At 45.7% G+C, this 20,591-nt stretch carries 20 protein-coding genes; 9 read left to right on the top strand and 11 right to left on the bottom strand.

Translation table 11 applies throughout. The features are described from left to right. Positions 1 to 6: 6 nt before the first annotated feature. From RH45_RS17945 to RH45_RS17920, 6 genes are read right to left on the bottom strand one after another with little or no spacing between them, the layout of a single operon-like run. Positions 7 to 846, bottom strand: a complete 840-nt coding sequence (locus tag RH45_RS17945) for a hypothetical protein (RefSeq protein ID WP_008079877.1) — start codon at positions 844 to 846, stop codon at positions 7 to 9. A 36-nt stretch (positions 847 to 882) separates the two neighbouring features. After that, complete coding sequence (locus RH45_RS17940; RefSeq protein ID WP_008079876.1) at positions 883 to 1,716, bottom strand: ABC transporter ATP-binding protein; 834 nt, start codon at positions 1,714 to 1,716, stop codon at positions 883 to 885. A 2-nt stretch (positions 1,717 to 1,718) separates the two neighbouring features. Further along, positions 1,719 to 2,588: an ABC transporter ATP-binding protein gene (locus RH45_RS17935; protein WP_086027043.1), complete on the bottom strand. Its 870-nt coding sequence runs from the start codon at positions 2,586 to 2,588 to the stop codon at positions 1,719 to 1,721. A 17-nt stretch (positions 2,589 to 2,605) separates the two neighbouring features. After that, positions 2,606 to 4,432 carry an extracellular solute-binding protein gene (locus RH45_RS17930; RefSeq protein ID WP_008079874.1) on the bottom strand — a complete coding sequence of 609 codons (1,827 nt, stop codon included), beginning with the start codon at positions 4,430 to 4,432 and terminating at the stop codon, positions 2,606 to 2,608. A 16-nt stretch (positions 4,433 to 4,448) separates the two neighbouring features. Then, positions 4,449 to 5,492 (bottom strand): ABC transporter permease, encoded by a 1,044-nt coding sequence (locus tag RH45_RS17925; protein ID WP_008079873.1) that lies wholly within the window; start codon positions 5,490 to 5,492, stop codon positions 4,449 to 4,451. 1 nt (position 5,493) lies between these two features. After that, positions 5,494 to 6,519: an ABC transporter permease subunit gene (locus RH45_RS17920; protein ID WP_008079872.1), complete on the bottom strand. Its 1,026-nt coding sequence runs from the start codon at positions 6,517 to 6,519 to the stop codon at positions 5,494 to 5,496. A 333-nt stretch (positions 6,520 to 6,852) separates the two neighbouring features. Between RH45_RS17920 and RH45_RS17915 the strand changes: the two genes are divergently transcribed. From RH45_RS17915 to RH45_RS17900, 4 genes are all read left to right on the top strand, one after another. Then, positions 6,853 to 7,776 carry a DMT family transporter gene (locus RH45_RS17915; RefSeq protein WP_008079871.1) on the top strand — a complete coding sequence of 308 codons (924 nt, stop codon included), beginning with the start codon at positions 6,853 to 6,855 and terminating at the stop codon, positions 7,774 to 7,776. 94 nt (positions 7,777 to 7,870) lie between these two features. After that, positions 7,871 to 9,337: a cryptochrome/deoxyribodipyrimidine photo-lyase family protein gene (locus RH45_RS17910; protein ID WP_008079869.1), complete on the top strand. Its 1,467-nt coding sequence runs from the start codon at positions 7,871 to 7,873 to the stop codon at positions 9,335 to 9,337. A 79-nt stretch (positions 9,338 to 9,416) separates the two neighbouring features. Further along, positions 9,417 to 9,917: a fasciclin domain-containing protein gene (locus tag RH45_RS17905; RefSeq protein ID WP_008079867.1), complete on the top strand. Its 501-nt coding sequence runs from the start codon at positions 9,417 to 9,419 to the stop codon at positions 9,915 to 9,917. A gap of 32 nt (positions 9,918 to 9,949) precedes the next feature. Further along, on the top strand, positions 9,950 to 10,639 hold the full coding sequence (locus tag RH45_RS17900) for a flavin reductase family protein (protein WP_008079865.1): 690 nt from the start codon (positions 9,950 to 9,952) through the stop codon (positions 10,637 to 10,639). 93 nt (positions 10,640 to 10,732) lie between these two features. Here the strand turns inward: RH45_RS17900 and RH45_RS17895 are convergent, their stop codons facing one another. Then, entirely contained in the window at positions 10,733 to 11,365 is a 633-nt protein-coding gene (locus RH45_RS17895) for a hypothetical protein (protein WP_008079863.1), read from the bottom strand. A 170-nt stretch (positions 11,366 to 11,535) separates the two neighbouring features. Then, the gene (locus RH45_RS17890) at positions 11,536 to 11,727 is read right to left on the bottom strand and encodes a YHYH domain-containing protein (RefSeq protein ID WP_008079862.1); all 192 of its coding nucleotides are present in this window, start codon (positions 11,725 to 11,727) and stop codon (positions 11,536 to 11,538) included. Between the two features lie 189 nt (positions 11,728 to 11,916). Here RH45_RS17890 and RH45_RS17885 point away from each other — a divergent pair, with 189 nt between their 5' ends. Continuing rightward, positions 11,917 to 12,321 carry a VF530 family protein gene (locus RH45_RS17885; protein ID WP_039958888.1) on the top strand — a complete coding sequence of 135 codons (405 nt, stop codon included), beginning with the start codon at positions 11,917 to 11,919 and terminating at the stop codon, positions 12,319 to 12,321. A 116-nt stretch (positions 12,322 to 12,437) separates the two neighbouring features. Here RH45_RS17885 and RH45_RS17880 read toward each other — a convergent pair whose 3' ends face one another. From RH45_RS17880 to RH45_RS17875, 3 genes are all read right to left on the bottom strand, one after another. Further along, positions 12,438 to 13,694, bottom strand: a complete 1,257-nt coding sequence (locus RH45_RS17880) for a DEAD/DEAH box helicase (protein ID WP_008079860.1) — start codon at positions 13,692 to 13,694, stop codon at positions 12,438 to 12,440. 156 nt (positions 13,695 to 13,850) lie between these two features. Next, complete coding sequence (locus tag RH45_RS23025) at positions 13,851 to 14,096, bottom strand: TIGR03643 family protein (protein ID WP_071986195.1); 246 nt, start codon at positions 14,094 to 14,096, stop codon at positions 13,851 to 13,853. A gap of 180 nt (positions 14,097 to 14,276) precedes the next feature. Continuing rightward, a complete protein-coding gene (locus RH45_RS17875) occupies positions 14,277 to 14,816 on the bottom strand; it encodes a DUF3332 domain-containing protein (RefSeq protein WP_008079857.1) in 540 nt (179 codons plus the stop codon). Positions 14,817 to 15,381: 565 nt separating this feature from the next. On the opposite strand from RH45_RS17875, the gene RH45_RS17870 reads away from it, so the two are divergent. From RH45_RS17870 to RH45_RS17855, 4 genes are all read left to right on the top strand, one after another. After that, entirely contained in the window at positions 15,382 to 16,929 is a 1,548-nt protein-coding gene (locus RH45_RS17870; protein ID WP_008079856.1) for an alanine/glycine:cation symporter family protein, read from the top strand. Positions 16,930 to 17,371: 442 nt separating this feature from the next. Next, the gene (gene pdhA, locus RH45_RS17865) at positions 17,372 to 18,463 is read left to right on the top strand and encodes a pyruvate dehydrogenase (acetyl-transferring) E1 component subunit alpha (RefSeq protein WP_008079855.1); all 1,092 of its coding nucleotides are present in this window, start codon (positions 17,372 to 17,374) and stop codon (positions 18,461 to 18,463) included. Beyond that, positions 18,456 to 19,439 (top strand): alpha-ketoacid dehydrogenase subunit beta, encoded by a 984-nt coding sequence (locus tag RH45_RS17860; protein WP_008079854.1) that lies wholly within the window; start codon positions 18,456 to 18,458, stop codon positions 19,437 to 19,439. The genes pdhA and RH45_RS17860 overlap by 8 nt, the downstream gene beginning before the upstream one ends. Next, positions 19,436 to 20,575 carry a dihydrolipoamide acetyltransferase family protein gene (locus RH45_RS17855; protein WP_008079853.1) on the top strand — a complete coding sequence of 380 codons (1,140 nt, stop codon included), beginning with the start codon at positions 19,436 to 19,438 and terminating at the stop codon, positions 20,573 to 20,575. The genes RH45_RS17860 and RH45_RS17855 overlap by 4 nt, the downstream gene beginning before the upstream one ends. The last annotated feature ends 16 nt before the right edge of the window (positions 20,576 to 20,591 follow it).

Below are 20,591 nucleotides of genomic sequence, written 5' to 3'. Positions count from 1 at the left end.
TTTCTTTTAGAACTGATAGCTAATTAACGCGTAATAAGTTGTTTTCTTTAAATCGATGAGATCATTTATTGGACTCGATCCCCTTTCAGGATCGTAGTAACTTATTCCGTTCGTCATTCCCACTGCCAATGAAATATCATCGGTCACTTGATAGCCTATTTCTTCACCATGCATTACGTTCGGATCAAACGTATTACCGTTATAATCCCAAGACTGCCTAGGCATTACATACATGTTGAAATAGAAATCGTCAGCAAAAGCGTAATCAATTGAAAACTGGTTACTCAATCGATATTCAATTAATTGATAACCACCTGCTGTCTTATACTCGTGAAAATTCTTTCTAAGTAGCAAGGTATTACTGAGTGTTAATCCGTCTAACCAATTATCAAACGGGGCACTCCAGTGTAATTTCAATCGTGTCCCTAGCTTTAAATCATTCCTCCTTGACGCTTTTGAGGTAGGTAGAATCATCCTGACCTCTCCACTGATTGACGACCCTTCAGTCGGTTTAAACAACCCATTGCGAGCATATGAGATTGAAGTGTCATTCCAGAACTGGCCTTGTGTGCCATAAACATCACCATCTTGCTGATGATAACCAGACACCACTAACTGCAGGCGAGATTTATCTGTAAACGAATAGCGAACAACGCCCGTCGCCGAAGCTGAGCGATTCGCATTCGAAGCACTGTCCTTGTAACCGTTACGTGAGTAATCTGCACTCACATAACCCGACCAAGGACTGTCTTGATTTTCATCCTTCCACTCCTCTTGCAGATTATTCGCAAAAACGAGCGAGGGGGTTACCAACAATAAAGCTGGTAATAAATAGTTATTGCTCATAATGTCCTTCTAGAATTTAGTTCCGTCTTACTTCCTTTAGTTTTGGTTTGCTAGTTTCCTTCTATTTAAATTATTTCGTTGAGATGGGTGTGTTATCGGTATTGCTGCCAATAACGTTTTTGTATATTCATCCTGAGGATTTGAATATATTTCCTTCGCTGTGCCCATCTCGACTATTTCGCCTTTTTTCATTACCGCGACTCTGTCTGAAATGTGTTTCACAACAGATAGGTCATGAGAAATAAAAATAATCGACAAATTCATTTCTTTTTGTATTTGAAGCAATAAGTTAAGAATTTGCGCTTGCACAGACACATCGAGTGCTGATACCGATTCATCACAAATTAATAATTTAGGCTTCAAGGCAATCGCTCTCGCAATGCCAATACGTTGCCTTTGACCACCAGAAAACTCATGCGGATACCGATTGACCGCAGAGTGAGGTAATCCAATTTTATCCAGCAGATCGAGAACCCATTGCTTACGTTCTTCACGGGTGCCGATACCATGGATTGCATAAGGTTCTTCGAGAATATTACCGACTGTATGACGCTGATTAAGCGATTCCAGCGGGTCTTGAAAAACAATTTGCATCTCTTTGCGCAGTGGGCGCATTTCTTTGCTCGACAATTTGGTGATGTCGCGCCCTTCGAAATAGATGCGCCCTTCTGTTGGCTCAAACAACTTAAGAATGGTGCGTCCTAGTGTGCTTTTACCACAACCTGACTCCCCCACCAATCCCAAGGTTTCTCCTTGAGCAACCGAAAACGACACGCCGTTGACCGCTTTAATGACATACCCTTTCTTAAACAGCCCTTTACCTGAGTAGTAGTACTGTTTCAGATTGTCGATTCTTAATACTTCCGACATCGTTAAGCCCCTCGATACTCAGGAAACTCAGTCAAATCAATCGGATTAATTTGAATGGTTTGTTTCGGCTCGACATCAATATCAGGAATCAATGCCAACAAGCGCTTGGTGTATGGGTGCTGTGGGTTATCGAAAATATCGAAAATACCGGCATTTTCTACAATCCGACCGTCATACATGACCGCAACTTCATCACAAATCTCAGCAACAACACCAAGATCATGGGTAATAAAGATCATCGCCATCCCCGTCTCTTCCTGGAGCTCGCGCATCAGCTCTAATATCGAAGCCTGTACTGTCACATCAAGCGCGGTGGTCGGTTCATCACAAATCAAAATATCTGGCTTACAAGCGAGTGCAATCGCGATCATGACACGCTGCCTCATGCCCCCAGACAGATTGTGTGGGTACTCAGCAAACCGCTTTTCAGGCATTGGAATTTTTACTTTCTCCAACAAGCCAATTGCGTAATTTATTTTTTCTTGTTTCGTCATCTGCTGATGATGCAACTCAAGCACTTCAATTAGCTGCTTACCTACCGTCTGTACTGGATTCAGCGCCGTCATTGGGTCTTGGAAAATGATCGAAATACGATTACCGCGCATTCGGTACATTTCAGCTTCTGGAAGCTGGGTAAGGTCGTCGTTACGATATAGGATTTGCCCTGCGGTTACCTTGCCGTAAGGCTTAGGCAGCAAGCCCATAATCGACATCGAGGTGACGCTTTTACCGCTACCAGACTCACCCACAAGGCCCAGTGTTTGTCCTGCTTTTACATCGAACGAGACGCCTTTGATGATCTTGACTGAGCCATCATCTGTGTCGAACTCGACTTCGAGATCGCGCACGCTGAGTACGGTTTCGTCTTGCATATACTTGATTTCCGAACTCATTGCAGCTTGTACCTGTCATCAATAATGGTCACGGGTTCAAAAGACTTGCCTTGTTTGTAGGCCTCTAACGTCTGTTTCTTAAGGTCAGTATCGATCCAGAAGTTACTGGTTCCCAAGATGTTAAATAACGCAGCCGTTTTTTTGGTCATTGGATTGGTTGGGAACTTCACCCATCGCCAATAAGCATCTCTTGTGTAAGGCACCATGTAGCCCGGTACAATGACAAACGCATCACTGATGTCTTTCTGAATATCACGTGATAATTGTTGTTTTTTCTCCACGTCAAATTCAGATTTAAACGCTTCGATTTTTTTATCTAGCTCAACGGTACTGTAGTTAGTGTGATTATTCGTTTGCGGCTTATTAGCATTACTAGAGTGGAAGTACTCTTTGTATGCCGGGATGTCACCGCCGCCCATGTTAAGAAACGCAAGCTGGTGTTTCTTTTCCAAGATGTATTTAAATGCCGCAGAGCCATCGACCAGATTTAGCTCAAACTCTAAACCTGCTTGCTTTGCCTGCTCTTTCAGGTAGGCAATACGTGGTGTCCAGAAGGTATAACCGTAAGTAATTTTGAAACTTAACCGCTCGCCCGCCGCGTTAACGCGGATACCGTCTGGACCGATTTTGTCAAAACCGGCTTGGTCGAAGTAGTTCGCCGCTCTTTGAGGATCAAACACTGGCGCTGTCGCCGACGCTAAGTCATAAGCACCGTGACCAAAACCCATGGCATGAGGTTTACGTGAATAGTCACCACGTAAAACATTCTTGATCATGCCGTCGAAATCAGTAGCGTAAGTGACCCCTTTACGAACATTGATATCATCTAACATTGGCATAGCCGTATTCATCCAAAGTCCACCAGCCCCTTGTGGCGTCTGATTGAAGCCCCAGAACTTATGAATAAAGCCATTTGTAAATGGTTCGGTATTCGATTTTTCATGCCATAGATGCGGCAGAATTACGCCAAAGGTGTCTAACTTACCTTTCTCAAAATGTTTACGCGCAATGTCATTATCGCGAATCACTTTGATGCGGAATTTGTCAACGTTGAATCGATGTTGATAGTACTTGTTTTCATAGCCCCACCAGTCGGCACCGACATGCTTAAAGGTGATGCTTTTGCCCTTTTTCACGCTATCGATATAGTACGGAGACGTCGTCGGTTCTACCTTGAAGTTGTACTTACGAACATAGTTGTCATCCATGCCATCGCCATTTTCATCTTTGATCTTGCTAAAGAAATGTTTTGGGCGCGGCTGAACACCGTTGCTTGGCATATTAAGCAGTGACATCAACTCATCGTTACTTTTTGGCTCTGCCATTTCAATCGCAATGGTGAAGTCATCAAACTTTGTCACTTTCGCAATACTGTTGCGGAAAAAGTCGTTGTACCAAGGATCAACAATGTCCTTAGAGCGGTAATAGGTGAGCATGAATAGGTAGTCTTCTGCGGTAACCGCTTCCCCGTCAGACCACTTCGCTGTTGGGTTTAGCTTAAAGTAAACCGTTTTTTGGTCATCGCCAAAAGCCCACTCGTTCGCGAGTTGTGGGATCCAATTGCCTGTGTTTGGATGGCGCTGGGCGAGTTTAGGTGTACCGTCCATCAGATAGTAGCGAATTCCGGAGTTAGCGTCTGGGCCGACAGAGCGCAGCGTTTGCGGAAAACTAACCATTGAGTTTCGCAGTGTGCCGCCTCTTTTCGCATCTGGAGAGGCAAAAATAGGGTCTTCCCAGTTCGTGTTCCAATTCAAGTTCTCGGGCAACGACTCTGCATGAGCAGAGGCGCTGATAAGCAATGCAATAAATCCTGTTCTCAACATCACTACTTCCTAATTATTATTTGTATAAAGTGTATTTTTTCGGATCGAATGCGGTGCGGATAGCCTCACCAATAAAGGTCACCATCACCAATACCGACACAATGGCGATAACAACCGACGATACAATCCAAGGGGAATCCAGGTTCGACTTTCCTTGCTGTAATAGCTCTCCCCAGCTTGGTGTTGGTGGGACAAGTCCCAGACCTAAGTAATCCAATGCCGTTAACGCTGTGATATTCGCCGCGATTGTAAAAGGCGCTAGCGTAACAATCATGACCATGGTGTTTGGCAGAATATGTCTGAAAATGATGCGCGTGGTTGAGGCTCCCAGCGCTTTTGCCGCCATGACATATTCTCTCGCTGACTCTTTATAAGTCATTGTGCGCATGTACCAAGTGATCCCCATCCAACCAAAGGTCACATTGATCAAAACGAACAACATAAAGGTTGGTTGAGCGATGGAGACCAGAATCATGATGACGTACAAGAATGGCACCATTGACCATGTCTCGATCACGCGCTGAACGATAAGGTCAAACTTGCCGCCAAAGAAACCCATAGCGCAGCCTATGGATACGCCGATCGCATATGAAATCGCCATTGTCAGCAAGGCAAAGCCCATCGCGGTTCGAAAGCCATAAACCAAACGAGCCAAGATATCTCGCCCAATCACGTCAGTACCTAAGTAATGCTTAGATTCCGCGCTTGGTGCATTAGGTGGATAATCGCCAGAAAAGTCCTGTTCATAAGGGTTCCAAGGCACCACAGGCAAAATGACAAAGTCGCCATTGTTGTTGTATTCAAACTCTTGTTGTAGTTCACGATAATTCGCTTCACTTGCGTAATCCATGCCGAACTTTGAACCGGAATAGACATCGGAAAATACTGGAAAGTAGTAGCTCCCTTGATAGCTAACCATCAGCGCTTTGCTGTTGATTAGCACTTCAGCGGCCAAGGACATAACCAACATGACAGAGAGCAGCATTAATGACCAATAGCCACGTTTGATCTCTTTAAAACGTTTGATCTGCTTGAGTGTTAAAGGATTAAGATTCAACATGTTAGGCACCAAACTTCACTCGAGGGTCAACAACAGCAACACAGACATCAGACAAAATGTTACCCAGTAACAAAATACAAGCGTTGATCGCGACGATGCCCATCACGACGGGGTAATCTCGCTCTACGATCGATTCGTAGCCAAGTAAACCAATACCATTGATGTCGAAAATAACTTCAATCAGGAAAGAGCCCGTCATAAAGAACAACAGTGAGTTGCCGAAATGGCTCGCAATAGGAATCAAACTATTCCGCAACGCGTGTTTACGAATCGCATCTTTGAAAGGAAGGCCTTTAGCAATCGCCGTACGGATGTAATCAGACGATAAGTTTTCCATCAGGTTGTTCTTCATGGTCATCGTCAGGGTCGCGAAATCACCAATCAAGTAACAAATCAGGGGCAGTACCGCGTGCCAGACGATATCGCTGACTTGCTCGTATAAAGTGGTGAAATCGTCAAAATCTTCATCAACGAATCCCCCCATTGGAAACCACTCCAGGTGGTAGCTAAAAAAGGTGATCAGCAAAACGCCGACCACATAACCAGGCAGGGCATAACCAACAAAAATCATGATAGAAGACGCAGAATCGAACACGCTACCGTGCTTTAGCGCCTTGTAGTAACCAAGAGGAATTGAAATGAAATAGCTGACGAAGAAGGTAACGCCACCATACAGCAATGAAACCGGCAAGCGCTCAAAGATCATATCTGTCACCGGCTCGTAATAACGCGTTGACTCACCGAGATCTAATTGCGCCAAACGAGTCAACCAATCAATGTAAGCTTCTGTGACTGGTTTATCGAGGCCATAGAACTTATTGAGGTCAGCCATCTGCTCTTCAGACAAAGCAGAGTTCTGTCCGACGATACTCGCCGAGCCCGTGCCCTCGCCCTGAGGCTGCATGTTCGCCAGCATTCTTTCTACCGGGCCGCCCGGTACAAAGCGCGTAATCGCGAAAATTAGAATGGTTATACCAAGAAACGTCGGTACCACTAACGCCAAACGTTTCAACAAATATGCAATCATTTGATCAGCCAAACTCCGTGTAAAGCAATAGCTGGTCAATATAATCGGAGATGGTACGTAGTCAAATGGTTACATTTATGTACATTTCCATACAATAACGCCACATTTTCCTAGCGAATCACGACAGTTCCCGTAATACGGGGCAGGCAATCGGTTACGTAATTATCACCAGCATGAATTACTATCGATAAAATAATTAAAAAAACTTCTTCCCTAACCAAGTAATTGCTCTAGGATTGGAGTTTCTGTGACTCGAATTGCATGTCTACTACTCGCAAAGAAAGATCACCGTCTAGCCCCTTAATCTAGGATACAAACAAGGAATAAATACCGATGAACGCCACGATTAATCGCTCTATGGATTCGAAGACTTGGGCAATGCTGCTGTTGCTTTCCATGCTTTGGGGTGGCTCATTCTTCTTTATCGGTGTCGCAGTAAACGATCTCCCGCCACTCACTATTGTGACATTAAGAGTGGCACTGGCAGCTTGCGCACTTTGGATGTTTGCCATCGCAACTGGAATTCGTCTGCCCAAATCGCGAGAAACCTGGTTTGCTTTTGTCGGCTTAGGGCTACTTAACAACGTAATACCGTTTTCTCTTATTGTTTGGGGCCAAACCCAAATTGCTTCCGGCTTGGCCTCTATCCTCAACGCTTCAACCCCTATTTTTGCGGTGTTTGTCGCTGGATTATTTTTGCCAGACGAAAAGCCTACGCCCCTGAAACTGTTGGGGGTAATGATTGGATTTATCGGTGTTGCCACCATGATTGGCTTACCCGCGCTCAACGGAGAAGGCAATCTTATGGCTCAACTCGCCATTGTGGGTGCCGCTTTTACATACGCCTTGGCGGGAGTTTATGGTCGTCGATTCAAAAAGCTGGGAATCAACCCTGTTGTTACCTCTGCGGGACAGGTCACCGCCTCTACCTTAATTCTGATTCCGGTTGCTATCTATATAGAAGGTCCGATAAATGTATCAGCCGTAAGCAGCCAAACTTGGCTAGCTATTTCAGCACTGGCGCTTATCTCTACAGCGTTTGCCTATGTGCTCTACTTTAAAATCCTCGAGCTAGCAGGTGCGACTAATGTTCTATTGGTGACGCTGCTAGCGCCAGTGTCCGCCGTCTTACTTGGAGCTCTGTTTCTCAACGAGTCGTTACAAATGATCCACTTTTTCGGTATGGCTCTGATCGCTATTGGTCTATCTGCAATTGATGGACGCCTTTGGGTTCGTCTAAAGCCATCCACCCATTGAGGTAAATATTTGGCTTGCTCATTCACTCTTTAGCAAGCCAAGTGACGATTCTTAACCTAACTTACGTAAAAGTCGGAAACCGAAGAGGAATCCGATGCAATCCATTAATATCGTTTGGCTAAAACGCGACCTAAGACTGACTGATCATCAGCCATTACAACATGCCCTTGAACAGGATTTGCCTGTGATATTGTTGTACGTATTTGAACCTTTGTTACTCAATGATCCCCATTACTCTGAACGTCATTGGCGCTTTGTATCGCACTCGTTGGTCGATATGAATCAACAATTGGCGCCGTATGGTGGCAAAGTTTCGATCTTACGTGGTGAGATTCTCAGTTGCTTTAAAGCGATCCAATCCCTCTACTCAATCGCCAACATCTACTCTCACCAAGAGATTGGCCTTAGTTGCACCTATCAGAGAGATAAACAGGTCGCCCACTGGACTCAAGCTCACAATATTCCCTGGATTGAGTCGCCACAAGGTGCAGTAATCCGCGGTGCCAAAAATAGAAAAGAGTGGGACAAACATTGGGATCGCATCATGCGTGCTCCCATTGCGCACCTCGATCTAAACGCGAACTGGCTTACCCTTGAGCACTTAAAAGACTACACGCTTACTCTTCCCAAGCACTGGCTCAAGAAAGCCAAAGGCCAACAAACAGGAGGGACGACACTAGCATGGAAAACACTCGATGACTTCTTCCAGCGTCGTGGCAAAGAATATTACCGCAGCATTTCCAGCCCCAGCGCTTCTCGTTATGCGTGTACCCGCCTTTCACCCTACCTCGCTTGGGGAAATATCTCCCTACGAGAGCTATACCAACAACTCCTTGGCCATTGGCAAGTCAAAGGGTTTAGACGCAGCTTAGTTGCGTTATCGTCTCGGCTTCACTGGCACTGTCACTTTATCCAAAAGTTCGAATCTGAGTCTGCTATGGAGTATCGCTGTGTCAATCAAGCATACGATGCGCTGCTTAGCCAATCTTGCCTAAGCGACCGCGACAAGCTTAACGCCTGGAAGCAAGGGCAAACCGGTATTCCTCTTATTGATGCCTGCATGCGCTGTCTTCATCATACTGGCTATATCAATTTTCGCATGCGCGCTATGTTGGTCAGTTTTCTCACTCATCATATGAATATGGACTGGCGCGAGGGCGTCACGCATCTCGCGCAACTGTTCCTCGATTTTGAACCCGGTATCCATTACCCACAGTTCCAAATGCAAGCTGGTGTCACGGGGACCAACACGATTCGAATATATAACCCGACTAAACAAGCTCAAGAGCACGATTCTGAAGGTGTTTTCATCAAACAATGGTTACCTGAGTTAAAACACGTCCCTACCCCATTGTTATTTGAGCCATGGAAGATGACCCAAATGGAAGCGGTCATGTACCAAATTGAATTGGATAGCTGTTACCTTTCTCCAATCATTGATTTAGCGACTCGAGCCAAGGAAGCGCGAGATAGGTTGTGGTCATGGCGGAAACTAGACCAAGTAAAACAAGAGAGCCAGCGTATTTTGCAACGTCACGTACGATTAGATGACCATAACTGATCTCCAACGCGCAACCCCGCGTACAACCGAAGACTTCAAACAGGGAGTGCGTTGTCCCCATCTTTCAAAGGAATACATCATGATGAAACATGTTTTGGTTATCACAACAGTTATGTTCGCGCTTTTTTCATTTCTAATGCCCGCACAGGCTCACGAGCATGGAATGAAAAAAGCCGACATTGTCGACGTAGCAGTCGAAAACGGCTCGTTTAACACCTTAGTAGCCGCTGTAAAAGCTGCAGGTTTGGTAGATACGCTGAAAGGCAAAGGTCCATTTACTGTCTTTGCTCCTACTGACGAGGCATTTGCCAAACTACCAGACGGCACCGTAGAGATGTTGCTCAAACCTGAGAACAAGGACAAACTCGTTGCGATTCTGACCTACCATGTTGTGGCGGGTAAAGTGATGGCAGCCGACGTAGTGAAACTGAACAGTGCGACAACCGTTCAAGGCCAAGATGTCATGATTAAAACAATGGGCAGTAAAGTCATGGTCGACAATGCGACGGTCGTCGCGGCTGACGTAAAAGCCAAGAACGGTGTTATCCATGTGATAGACACGGTTATCATGCCAAAATAATTGGAGGGCAGTGCTCGCTGCCCATTATATCTATGGATAATATTACGATAACTCAAAGCGACATCGCCGCAATGGAAAAGCATCAACGAACCAGGTTGATCAATTCTCTCTCCGGCTTCAAAAGTGCCAACCTGATTGGCACTTGCGACAAGTTAGGTCAAGAGAATCTCTCAGTGGTGAGCTCGGTCATTCATTTGGGCTCTCACCCGCCTTTGTTTGGCTTCATCACGAGGCCGAGGAAAGTCGAGCGTCACACCCTAGAAAACATTCTTGAAACCCAACATTTTACAATCAACTCGATTTCCACTGAATTTGCCAAGCAAGCGCACCAGTCTTCCGCTCGCTATCCGAAGTCGGTTTCAGAGTTTGATGCCGTTGGCTTAACGCCATACTATGAGAAACACTTTCCTGCTCCATTTGTGTTAGAAAGTCCCGTAAGAATCGGTCTAAAGCTCGTTGAGCACATCAAAATAGCAAGCAACGACACTGAAATGGTTGTGGGAGAAGTATTAAGCCTTTCATTTCCAGAAGGCGCGAAAATGCCCGATGGCTATCTTGACTTAGAATCGCTGGATGTCGTTACTATCTCTGGCTTAGACAGCTATCACGTTACGCAAAGGCTACATAGACTCAGCTACGCCAAACCAGACAAAGCGCTGTTTCCTCTAACGAGAGAAGGTGAGCCCTCCTCTTGGAAGGCACTCGAGCACGACTTAGATTGATGCTCATTCAGCCCTCATACCAGTGGGAGTCTGGGGGCTTATTGCAAAGCTTTAAGCAAAAACCTAATGTGTCGTTGGCTGTTTTAGGCGTAGCTAAGCCTTCACCATGCTAAGCATCTCCGCATATTCACTAGAGTGGTCACCGACAAAATTAGCCATGCTTGGTTTGGTTAATAACCCTCTAGAACCAGTAATATGGCTTTTAATAACCTTTTTCGGTTTTTCACTCCAAGTAAGATTAAACGCGGCCAATTTAGGAAAAAAATACATTTCCGAGTAGTCTGGCACGTTGTCATGAATCCACCAAGCTAACGCTTGCCAATGCCCTGTTTCCTCGTAATAAGGTATAAACGAATTAACAACAATACATGCACTTGCACCTAAGCAGCCTTCTTTGTCTCGATAGTCCCAGATATGCTTGCCAAAGTTCTTTTCATTACTCGCACAATTGTATTGGTTTCCATTTTCGGCGCCTTTGGCATTGACTATTGGAGAGCGGTAGCCTGATCGTATCGAAACTCGCCCCAACTCTTTGGCAATAGGCTCCAGCAATCGAGAGCAAAGGTTTCTTCCTGCCTCAATAGCGACATCGGGATAATCCGGGACATTTAGTATTTGCTCTATTTGAGATATTTCCGAATAGAGAAAATCGCGCATAAAGTAATTGGGTGACAACTGGACCCTGCCGAACTCTTCCAGCTTTTTAACTGACGTTGGTGATTTCATAATTGTCCCTTAAAACTAACAGTCTTAGAAAATGTACAATTAAAGCTGAGTGCAAAACTTATCAACGCTCTATCCATGACAATCCATAATAGACGCAAAGTAAAGCGTTGCACTAAATAGCCTTGTATAGTGACCGTCTCTCGCTGTTTGCCAAAATTGAAATTCCTTGCTTACGGCGGGCAACTGCCACCGCGTTGCTTTCTTGTGTGACAGTGGTATTCCCCTGTTTTTCTATTGTAGTGGCAGCCACATGCATCGGTACCACCACTGTGCGACAATTCGATCTGCTCTACGCTGATCAATGGCTGAGCGTTTATGCTTCCTGCGATAAACATCAGCAGCGCGATAAGAGTGCGTTTCATAACCTGAACATCCTTATTTCGTTTGAATACGTGCACAGTTTAAGGGTTGTTCAAGCCTAAACTGAGATATCCATCGCAATTAAATATGCAACCAGTATAACTTTAGTATGAGATACACAGATAAACTATCGATATCTCTGTTCGGTATACTTTGCTACACTCCGCCCTTTAATGAGTAAGGCCACTAAAATGATGACTGACGAAGAAAGAATCGAACTGCAACGAAACAACCCACTGCATGGGCTAAAACTAGAAACAATGTTGCAGGAGTTGGTGGATTTTTATGGCTGGGACATTCTCGATACTGCAATGCGATTTAACTGCTTTAACACCAAGCCGTCGATTGCGAGTAGCGTAAAGTATTTAAAGAAAACCGAATGGGCTCGAGAAAAGTTAGAGAACTTCTATCTTTACCGTTTCAAACGTATGCCGAGATCGAGTGCTGAAGAGTATAATTTACCACCGCGAGCTCGTACTTTCCCGCATGGCCTAGAGCCAAAAGAGCCAATGCAGCTCACCGTTGACTCAATTTTGAAGTCACAGGCCAAAGCCGCATCAGCATTTAAAAAGCGCTCACCTCGCGGTCGTCGATAATACGCAGTTAGAAAACAATAGAGCCCAGCTTGAATGATCACGCTGGGCTCTATTTTTATTTGAAAAGAACCGTTCGATTTACTTCAACGGTTCCCTAACATAAACAGATGAATATATTAGGTATTCTGCTGGTTACGCTTCTTCTTTTTCTTTCCCGTTCCTGCCGGTTTCGCTCTAGGCTTCATCGGTAAAAAGTACGCTTCACTCTGGTCGTCTTCGACTTCAAAACCTTCTACCTGTTCACGTTCAAGCTGGAATTTATTCTTCTTTTCAATCACTTTGAAGTGATGGAAATCATCATAATCGATGAGAGACAACCCCAGACCTACTTCCCCTGCACGTCCACTTCGACCTATTCGGTGCATATAATCAGCGGGGCTACGCGGAAGATCAAAGTTGATGACCACCGGAAGTTTTTCGATATCAAGGCCACGCGCCGCGATATCCGTAGCAATAAGAACCTGGATCTCGCCAGATTTAAACCCATCAAGAACTCGTGTACGCGCCCCTTGCCCTTTATCACCATGGAAAACCTCCGCAGTGATTCCACGCTTTGACAGCTTTTGCGCTAGGTGGTTACAGGCATTCTTAGCATTAACAAAAATCAACGTCTGACGCCATTTGTGTTGTTTGATGAGATGGGCCAGTACTGCTGTTTTTTGCCCCTTGTTTACACTAAACACGCGCTGTACCAAAGTGCTAGCCTCTGCGCTCTGCAGTTGAACCTCAACTGGATCGTTCAATAAGTGCTGAGCCAAGGTCGTGACTTTGTCAGGGAAGGTCGCCGAAAATAGCAGCGTCTGCTTCTTCTTAGGGAGCAACTCAAGAATCTTATTCAGTTCTTCGGTAAACCCTAAGCTCAACATACGGTCGGCTTCATCGAGAACAAGTGTTTTAACTTGGTCTAATTTAATGGCGTTACTTGAAACCAAATCAAGTAACCGACCCGGAGTAGCGACAATAATGTCACTGCCACCTCGAAGCGCCAGCATTTGAGGGTTTACGGAGACACCACCAAAAACAGCTACGGTTTTGATCTTATCTCTAAGATGGTACGAGTATGACTTTACGTTGTAAGCCACCTGCGATGCCAGCTCGCGAGTCGGAACCAGAATCAGATGAGAAACGTAGTTGCCACGACGATTTGATTCTTCTTGCTCTAGAATCTTTTGCAAAATAGGCAACGAGAAAGCAGCGGTTTTGCCAGACCCCGTATTAGCACCACCAACAATATCCTTTCCATCAAGTACGTCAGGAATAGTATGGGATTGAATCGGTGTCGGCTGACGATATTCTAACGCTTCTAGTCGTTCAACTAGAGTGGGAATAAGGCCAAGGTCGGCAAATGTCGCTTGCTGTGTTTTATCTGTCATTACGATAAGTGGCTCAGTGCTAAATTAAGGCCGTGTATCTTATGCTATTTGACGCGAGGATGTTAGCGATAATAAGCCAAATCGAAAATTGGCTCGTAAACGAAAATACTGGGCGACAAGGAGTGCACACTAACTGAGCATCGTACCGGCTCCGGGCTACCTTGGCTTATATTGTGAAACGCAGTAACCGCGACTCACATTCGGATTTCGCAGTTTGAGGTGCTTAGTGGTTCGGCCTGTGACGCGCTTCCTCCATAACTTAAAACTTCCTGGCTTGAGCTTGCGGCGCATGAGTTGTATCACCTGTGCTTCACCAATGCCAAATTGTGCTTCTATGGCTTCAAATGGGGTTCTGTCTTCCCACGCCATTTCGATAACGCGTGATAAATCTTCTTGTCTCAACTTTAAGTGCCTAACGTATTTAAAAATGCCATTTATACGTTGGGACTTTGGATTGGTTCATTCCAGTTTAACTCCACTGCCTGTCTATCTTGCCCTCGAGTGTAAACTCATTTCAGGTTGAAGCGACACAACGAAAAAAGCCTCTGCGATTGGCAGAGGCTTTTCACTAAGCAACACTGATTAGATGTTTGCTGCAGTCACGTAATCCGCTAGCTCTTGGTTTGCTACCGTAGTAACTAACTCATCATCTAAGTAGAAGGCAACACTTTCTGCTGACTTTTCACCACGGAGTACTTTTGTCGTGCCATCAATGTACGAGATGTCCATTTGCATCGTGTTTTCATCGATTTGCTGCATCGTCGCGTGGTCAATATCAGAATTATTTGACAGCGGTACTGTTGTCAGTGTGCTGTCTAGCTGATCGTTCACTTTGATGTAGTTCTTAGTCGGTGTATCAACGACCGCTGGCGACTTGCCAGAAATTGGGTTAGTACCTGTCCAGAACTCAATCGCGTTGAAGATGAACAGGTCCGCTGCACCCGCAATACCGTAAGCAGGTGAAAGAAGCAGGAACATACCTTCACGACCGTAACGGTTGTCTACGATTTCTAAGTTGAACTTAGAGACCAAACCAGTCGTCGCCATTTGACCCATACAACCAGTCAGAGAAGACAAACCAAGACCTGCAACAATAGCAAGTTTAAGCGCGTTAGATTTCATAATTACCACCACTTTTTTAGGATGGCGGCATCCTACTCTTGAAAAAAAAATTATCAATCTCACTCGTTCTATATTTGACACAAATTTTACTGTGTTAAGTTATTGCTTTTTATAGGTGTTTTCTTACTCAGTTCGCTATAGGTAGTAGTGCTCGTTAGCTTCAACAACTAGCAGTAGTGTTGGTGACATTTACCGCCTGCTATGAAATCAATTTTGTAATTGTCTAATACAAACCACTATTAAAGTCTCCAATCACCTTCGCAGTCTCTGTATGTTTATTGAACAGATAGTTTTATCATCTGAGCAAATGTAAAGAGGTTCACTTCAATCAAAAGCCAATAGTTCATGATCAATCACTACCTTTAAAAAGAAATGTAGAGAAAAAGTCCGAATTTACTCGATCTGGTTAGCGAATATCAGAACTGTTTTCTAAGTCATGTTTTCCGACAAAGATGTTGCGCTCTTATTTATAAAATGAATAATTCAGGTTGTTACCAATATGTAACAAAACACAACATCATATAAATATTATTCATATAAATTTTAATGCATAGGCAGGAAAAGCATGAAAAAGCGTATCTCGCTTGCCCTTTTGGCGAGCACTTTTGCAGGTAGCGCTGCTGCTTCCAACTTGGATGACAAGATAAACGAAGTCGTAGCACCCATCGTCAACCCCTTTGTAGGAATGATCTTCTCGACCATTCCTTTCCCTTTTACAGACGTACAGGTGCCGTGGATCGTTCTTTGGTTAGTAGTAGCCGCGAGTTTCTTCACCTTCTACCTTGGCTTTATCAACTTCCGCGGCTTTAAGCATGCGGTTCAGTTAGTATCAGGTAAGTTCTCTGATCCAAAAGCCAAAGAAGACGGTGAAGTCTCTCATTTCCAAGCTCTAACAACCGCACTGTCAGGCACGGTCGGTCTGGGTAACATCGCGGGTGTGGCCGTTGCGGTCTCAATTGGTGGTGCAGGTGCCACATTCTGGATGATCCTTGCTGGTTTGCTTGGTATGTCGAGTAAATTTGTAGAATGTGCACTGGGTGTGAAGTATCGCAATACCAACCCAGATGGCTCGGTTTCTGGTGGTCCTATGTACTACCTGAGCAAAGGTCTGGCAAATCGTGGTAATGCGGCATTTGGTCGTACGCTAGCGGTGCTATTCTCTGTATTCGCAATCGGTGGTTCTCTTGGTGGCGGTAACATGTTCCAAGCAAACCAAGCGTTCAAACAAGTGGTGGGCGTAACAGGTGGCGATGCTTCTTTCTTTGCTGACAAAGGCTGGTTGTTTGGTCTTATCCTAGCTGTGATTGTCGGCATCGTTATTATCGGTGGTATCAAATCCATTGCGAGAGTAACAGAGAAAGTTGTTCCTTTCATGGCGACAATTTATGTTGGTGCTGCGCTGGTTATCCTACTGATTAACTTTGACAAGATTGATGATGCATTTGGTGCAATCTTCCACGGCGCATTTACCGGTGAAGGCATTGCGGGTGGTGTCATTGGTGTTCTAATCCAAGGCTTCAAACGTGCGGCGTTCTCGAACGAAGCGGGTGTGGGTTCTGCAGCAATCGCTCACGCGGCGGTAAAAACAAAAGAGCCAATGTCTGAAGGTTTTGTATCGCTATTAGAACCATTCATCGATACTGTTGTTATCTGTACAATGACGGCTCTAGTCATCATCATTACTGGATATCTAGATACTGACCACGGCCTAGCAGGTGTAGAGTTGACTTCAGCAGCATTCGGCAGCGCTATCAGTTGGTTCCCATACGTACTTGCAATTGCCGTCGTTCTGTTCGCGTTCTCTACTATGATCTCTTGGTCATACTACGGCCTGAAAGCGTGGACTTACCTATTCGGTGAAAGCAAAATTGCAGAGCTTATCTTCAAAGTGAAATTCTGTATCTTTGTCGTCATCGGCGCAGCAATGAACCTAGGTCCGGTCATCGACTTCTCTGACGCTATGATCTTCGCAATGGCGCTGGTTAACATTGTTGGTCTGTACATCCTAGTTCCTGAAGTTAAGCGTGACCTAGCAGATTATCTAGAACGCTTTAACGCAGGCAAAGTGTACAAAGTTCAACAAAAAGAAAATCTAGCTCAGCAACCTGAGTAAGGTTTCCTTACAAAATTCCAAACGGCGAGCTTCGGCTTGCCGTTTTTGTATCATTTCGAACAAAACCTCTCACTGTCACGACTTCACCAGCTAATCTCTCTAGTTTTCAGCAACAAGATTACTCAAATTCCACACAATCCCCTGCTAGATTTTGCTATGTAAAGCCAGTTTTACTCACGGGTCGTTTCACACATTAAGCATTATTTAACATTTTGGTTACACTTACTTTAAACCGTGAATACCAAGATCCATTACTAGATTGTTGTGTATTAGCAGTTTAAAAATGCGCTAGCTAAAGCATCCTTAGTAATTTGTTTTGATGTTCTCGACTCTAAGCAGTCACTAGGTATCGACACAGACTCGATCCGAAACATGGTAATCGAGTCCGTTTTATCTTTCTTGAGTGCGATCCACTCCGAGGAAGAGACAAAAGGAGATTCCGATGAACGTACAAGCATTACCCATGCTTCGCTTCATTGATCACAATGGAGAGGCGGTAGAACAATTACCAAGCTGGGCTGACGGTACGACCTTGGTCAAGTTCTACCAAGACATGGTCATGAGCCGCACTTACGACAACAAAGCGGTCGCCTTACAACGAACAGGCAAACTAGGCACCTACCCTTCTCACTTAGGCGCGGAAGGGTATGGCGTCGCAATTGGACATGCGATGCACGCCAATGATGTCTTTATCCCGTACTACCGTGATATGCCCGCCATGTGGGTTCGCGGTATTCCTATGGAAAAAAACCTACAGTATTGGGGGGGTGATGAACGCGGCAGTGATTTCACCGCGCTTGATGGCACTCCAAGCCGAGATCTGCCTTTCTGCGTGCCCATCGCCACTCAATGCACTCACGCCGTTGGGGTTGCCTCTGCACTTAAAATCGAAGGCCAACATAAAGCCGCCCTCGTCACCTGTGGGGATGGCGCAACCTCTAAAGGCGACTTCCTAGAGTCAATTAACTGTGCAGGGGCGTGGAATCTGCCCCTTGTGTTTGTCGTCAATAATAATCAATGGGCAATCTCTGTTCCGCGCAACCTTCAGTGCGCGGCGGAGTTTCTCTCCGAAAAAGCCAAAGGAGCCGGCATTAAAGGGGTGACGGTAGATGGCAATGATATTGTTGCCATGCACGACGTCGTTCTTGCAGCATTAGACAGAGCAAGAAAAGGCAAAGGGCCCACCTTGATTGAAGCCGTCAGCTATCGCCTCAGTGATCACACGACTGCCGATGATGCAACACGCTATCGCAGCGACGATGAGTTAAAACAAGCATGGCGCTACGATCCTGTGTCACGAATGAAGCAATACCTGATCACGCAAGGTTTATGGAATGAGGAAAAAGACCAAGCCTGGGCTACTCGCGCCAAAAGCGACATCGAATCTGTCGTAGAGCATTACCTCAATCTTACGCCGCAAGCACCGGAAACTGCGTTCGACTATCTTTACGAATCCGCACCCAAAGAGCTCAACGCTCAACGTGATCAATTAATCCACAAAGTGATGCGTATGCAGGGAGGTAAACATGGCTGAAATAACACTTGTGGAGGCAGTAAACCTCGCGCTTCACTATGAGATGGAGCATGACACAAACGTTGTTGTGCTCGGTGAAGACGTCGGTGACAACGGCGGAGTTTTTCGCGCAACGGTTGGGCTTAAAGAGAAATTTGGCCTGCGCCGAGTCATAGATTCACCGCTGGCAGAGGCTCTGATTGGCGGGGTTGCCGTTGGCATGGCAAGTCAGGGTTTGAGACCCATCGCTGAGTTTCAATTTCAGGGTTTTGTCTTCCCGGCTATGGAACATTTAATGTGCCATGCGGCGAGAATGCGAAATCGCACCCGCGGCCGTCTCACCTGCCCTGCTGTATTTAGAGCGCCCTTTGGTGGTGGGATACACGCCCCAGAACACCACTCAGAAAGTGTCGAAGCTCTGTTTGCTCACATCCCTGGATTTAAAGTTGTAATCCCTTCTTCTCCTCAAAGAGCCTATGGATTGTTGCTTGCCGCAATACGCAGCAACGATCCTGTGATGTTCTTTGAGCCCAAACGCATCTATCGAACCGTTAAATCTAACGTTATCGACAACGGAGAAGCGCTACCGTTAGATACCTGCTTTACGCTACGGAAAGGTCGCGATATTACTCTTGTCACATGGGGGGCCTGTGTTGTGGAATCATTGCAAGCTGCCAATGCCCTTTCTTCACAGGGCATTGAAGTTGAAGTTATCGATGTTGCTTCAATCAAACCTCTCGATATGGACACCATATTAAAATCCCTTGATAAAACCGGTCGTTTGCTGGTTGTTCATGAAGCTAGCCGTAGTGGAGGCGTTGGCGCAGAAATTATGGCTCGTGTCGCGGAAACCGCCATGTGTACACTTAAAGCGCCACTAAAGCGCGTCACAGGTATGGATACGGTTATGCCTTATTACCGCAATGAAGATTACTTCATGATTCAGGAACAAGACATTATTCACGCTGCGCGCGAGCTAGTGGAGGGTTGGAAATGAAGAGCTTTCTATTACCAGATTTAGGAGAAGGACTCGCAGAGTCTGAAATTATCGAATGGCACGTCAGCGAAGGTGACTACGTAGAGGTAGACCAAACTGTGTTGACGGTAGAAACGGCCAAAGCCGTGGTCGAAGTGCCCGCTCCCTACAGTGGCATTGTCGTCAGACGCCATGGTAACGAGGGAGACGTGGTCAATATTGGTGCCCTACTACTTGAGATAAAAGAGCAAGGCGCAATGGCCGAACCCCAAACCGTTAGTGAAACAACCAGTGCAGACGCCGCAACCGTCGTAGGCAACGTATCTCAGCAAGCTCACTCAGTCGATGTGGATGACTTTTGGGTCGGCGCTGACAGCAATCACCACGAGCAATCGTCTATCACAGCGATGCCATCAGCGAGACTATTGGCCAATAAGCTTGGCGTTAATCTCGAAAAAGTCGAAGGTACTGGCTTACACGGACTGATTACCGACGACGACATTTATCATGAAGCAGGACGCCAACAACCTGGAACCGAAGTATTAAAAGGGGCGCGAAGAACCATGGTTTCAACCATGACAGAATCGCACCATAACGTCGCTTCAGTCACGATTACCGAGGAAGCGAGTCTTGCCAACTGGCCCAGCAAAGAAGACATATCGGCACGGTTAATTCAAGCAGTGGTCTACGCTTGTCAGAAAGAGCCTGCGCTGAATGCGTGGTTCGACGCCGACACCATGACACGTTGCGTTCACAGCACGGTAAATATCGGAATTGCCGTCGACAGTGCGCATGGGCTTTACGTGCCTGTACTGCGTCATGCAGATAAGTTCGACGATGAGGGTATTCGTGTCTGGTTAGACCAAACGGTACAAGGCATTCGCGAACGGAAAATTGGTCGCGAGCAGTTGCAACACGCGACCATTACCTTGTCTAATTTCGGTGCAATAGCTGGGATATACGCCACGCCCGTAGTGTCTCCGCCACAAGTCGCTATTGTTGGTGCTGGACGTATTATCGATAAATTGACCTTAGTCGACGGACAAGCCGTGATGACCAAAGCAATGCCATTGTCGATTACGTTCGATCACCGTGCCTGTACTGGTGGTGAGGCTGCGCGATTTACCAAGAAATTAGTCGAACACCTAGAAAAATAGCGAGGCATACCAAAAC

The sequence above is a fragment of the Vibrio sinaloensis DSM 21326 genome, assembly GCF_000189275.1.
GTDB lineage: Bacteria > Pseudomonadota > Gammaproteobacteria > Enterobacterales > Vibrionaceae > Vibrio > Vibrio sinaloensis.
This window is presented reverse-complemented; position numbering and strand designations above follow the sequence as displayed.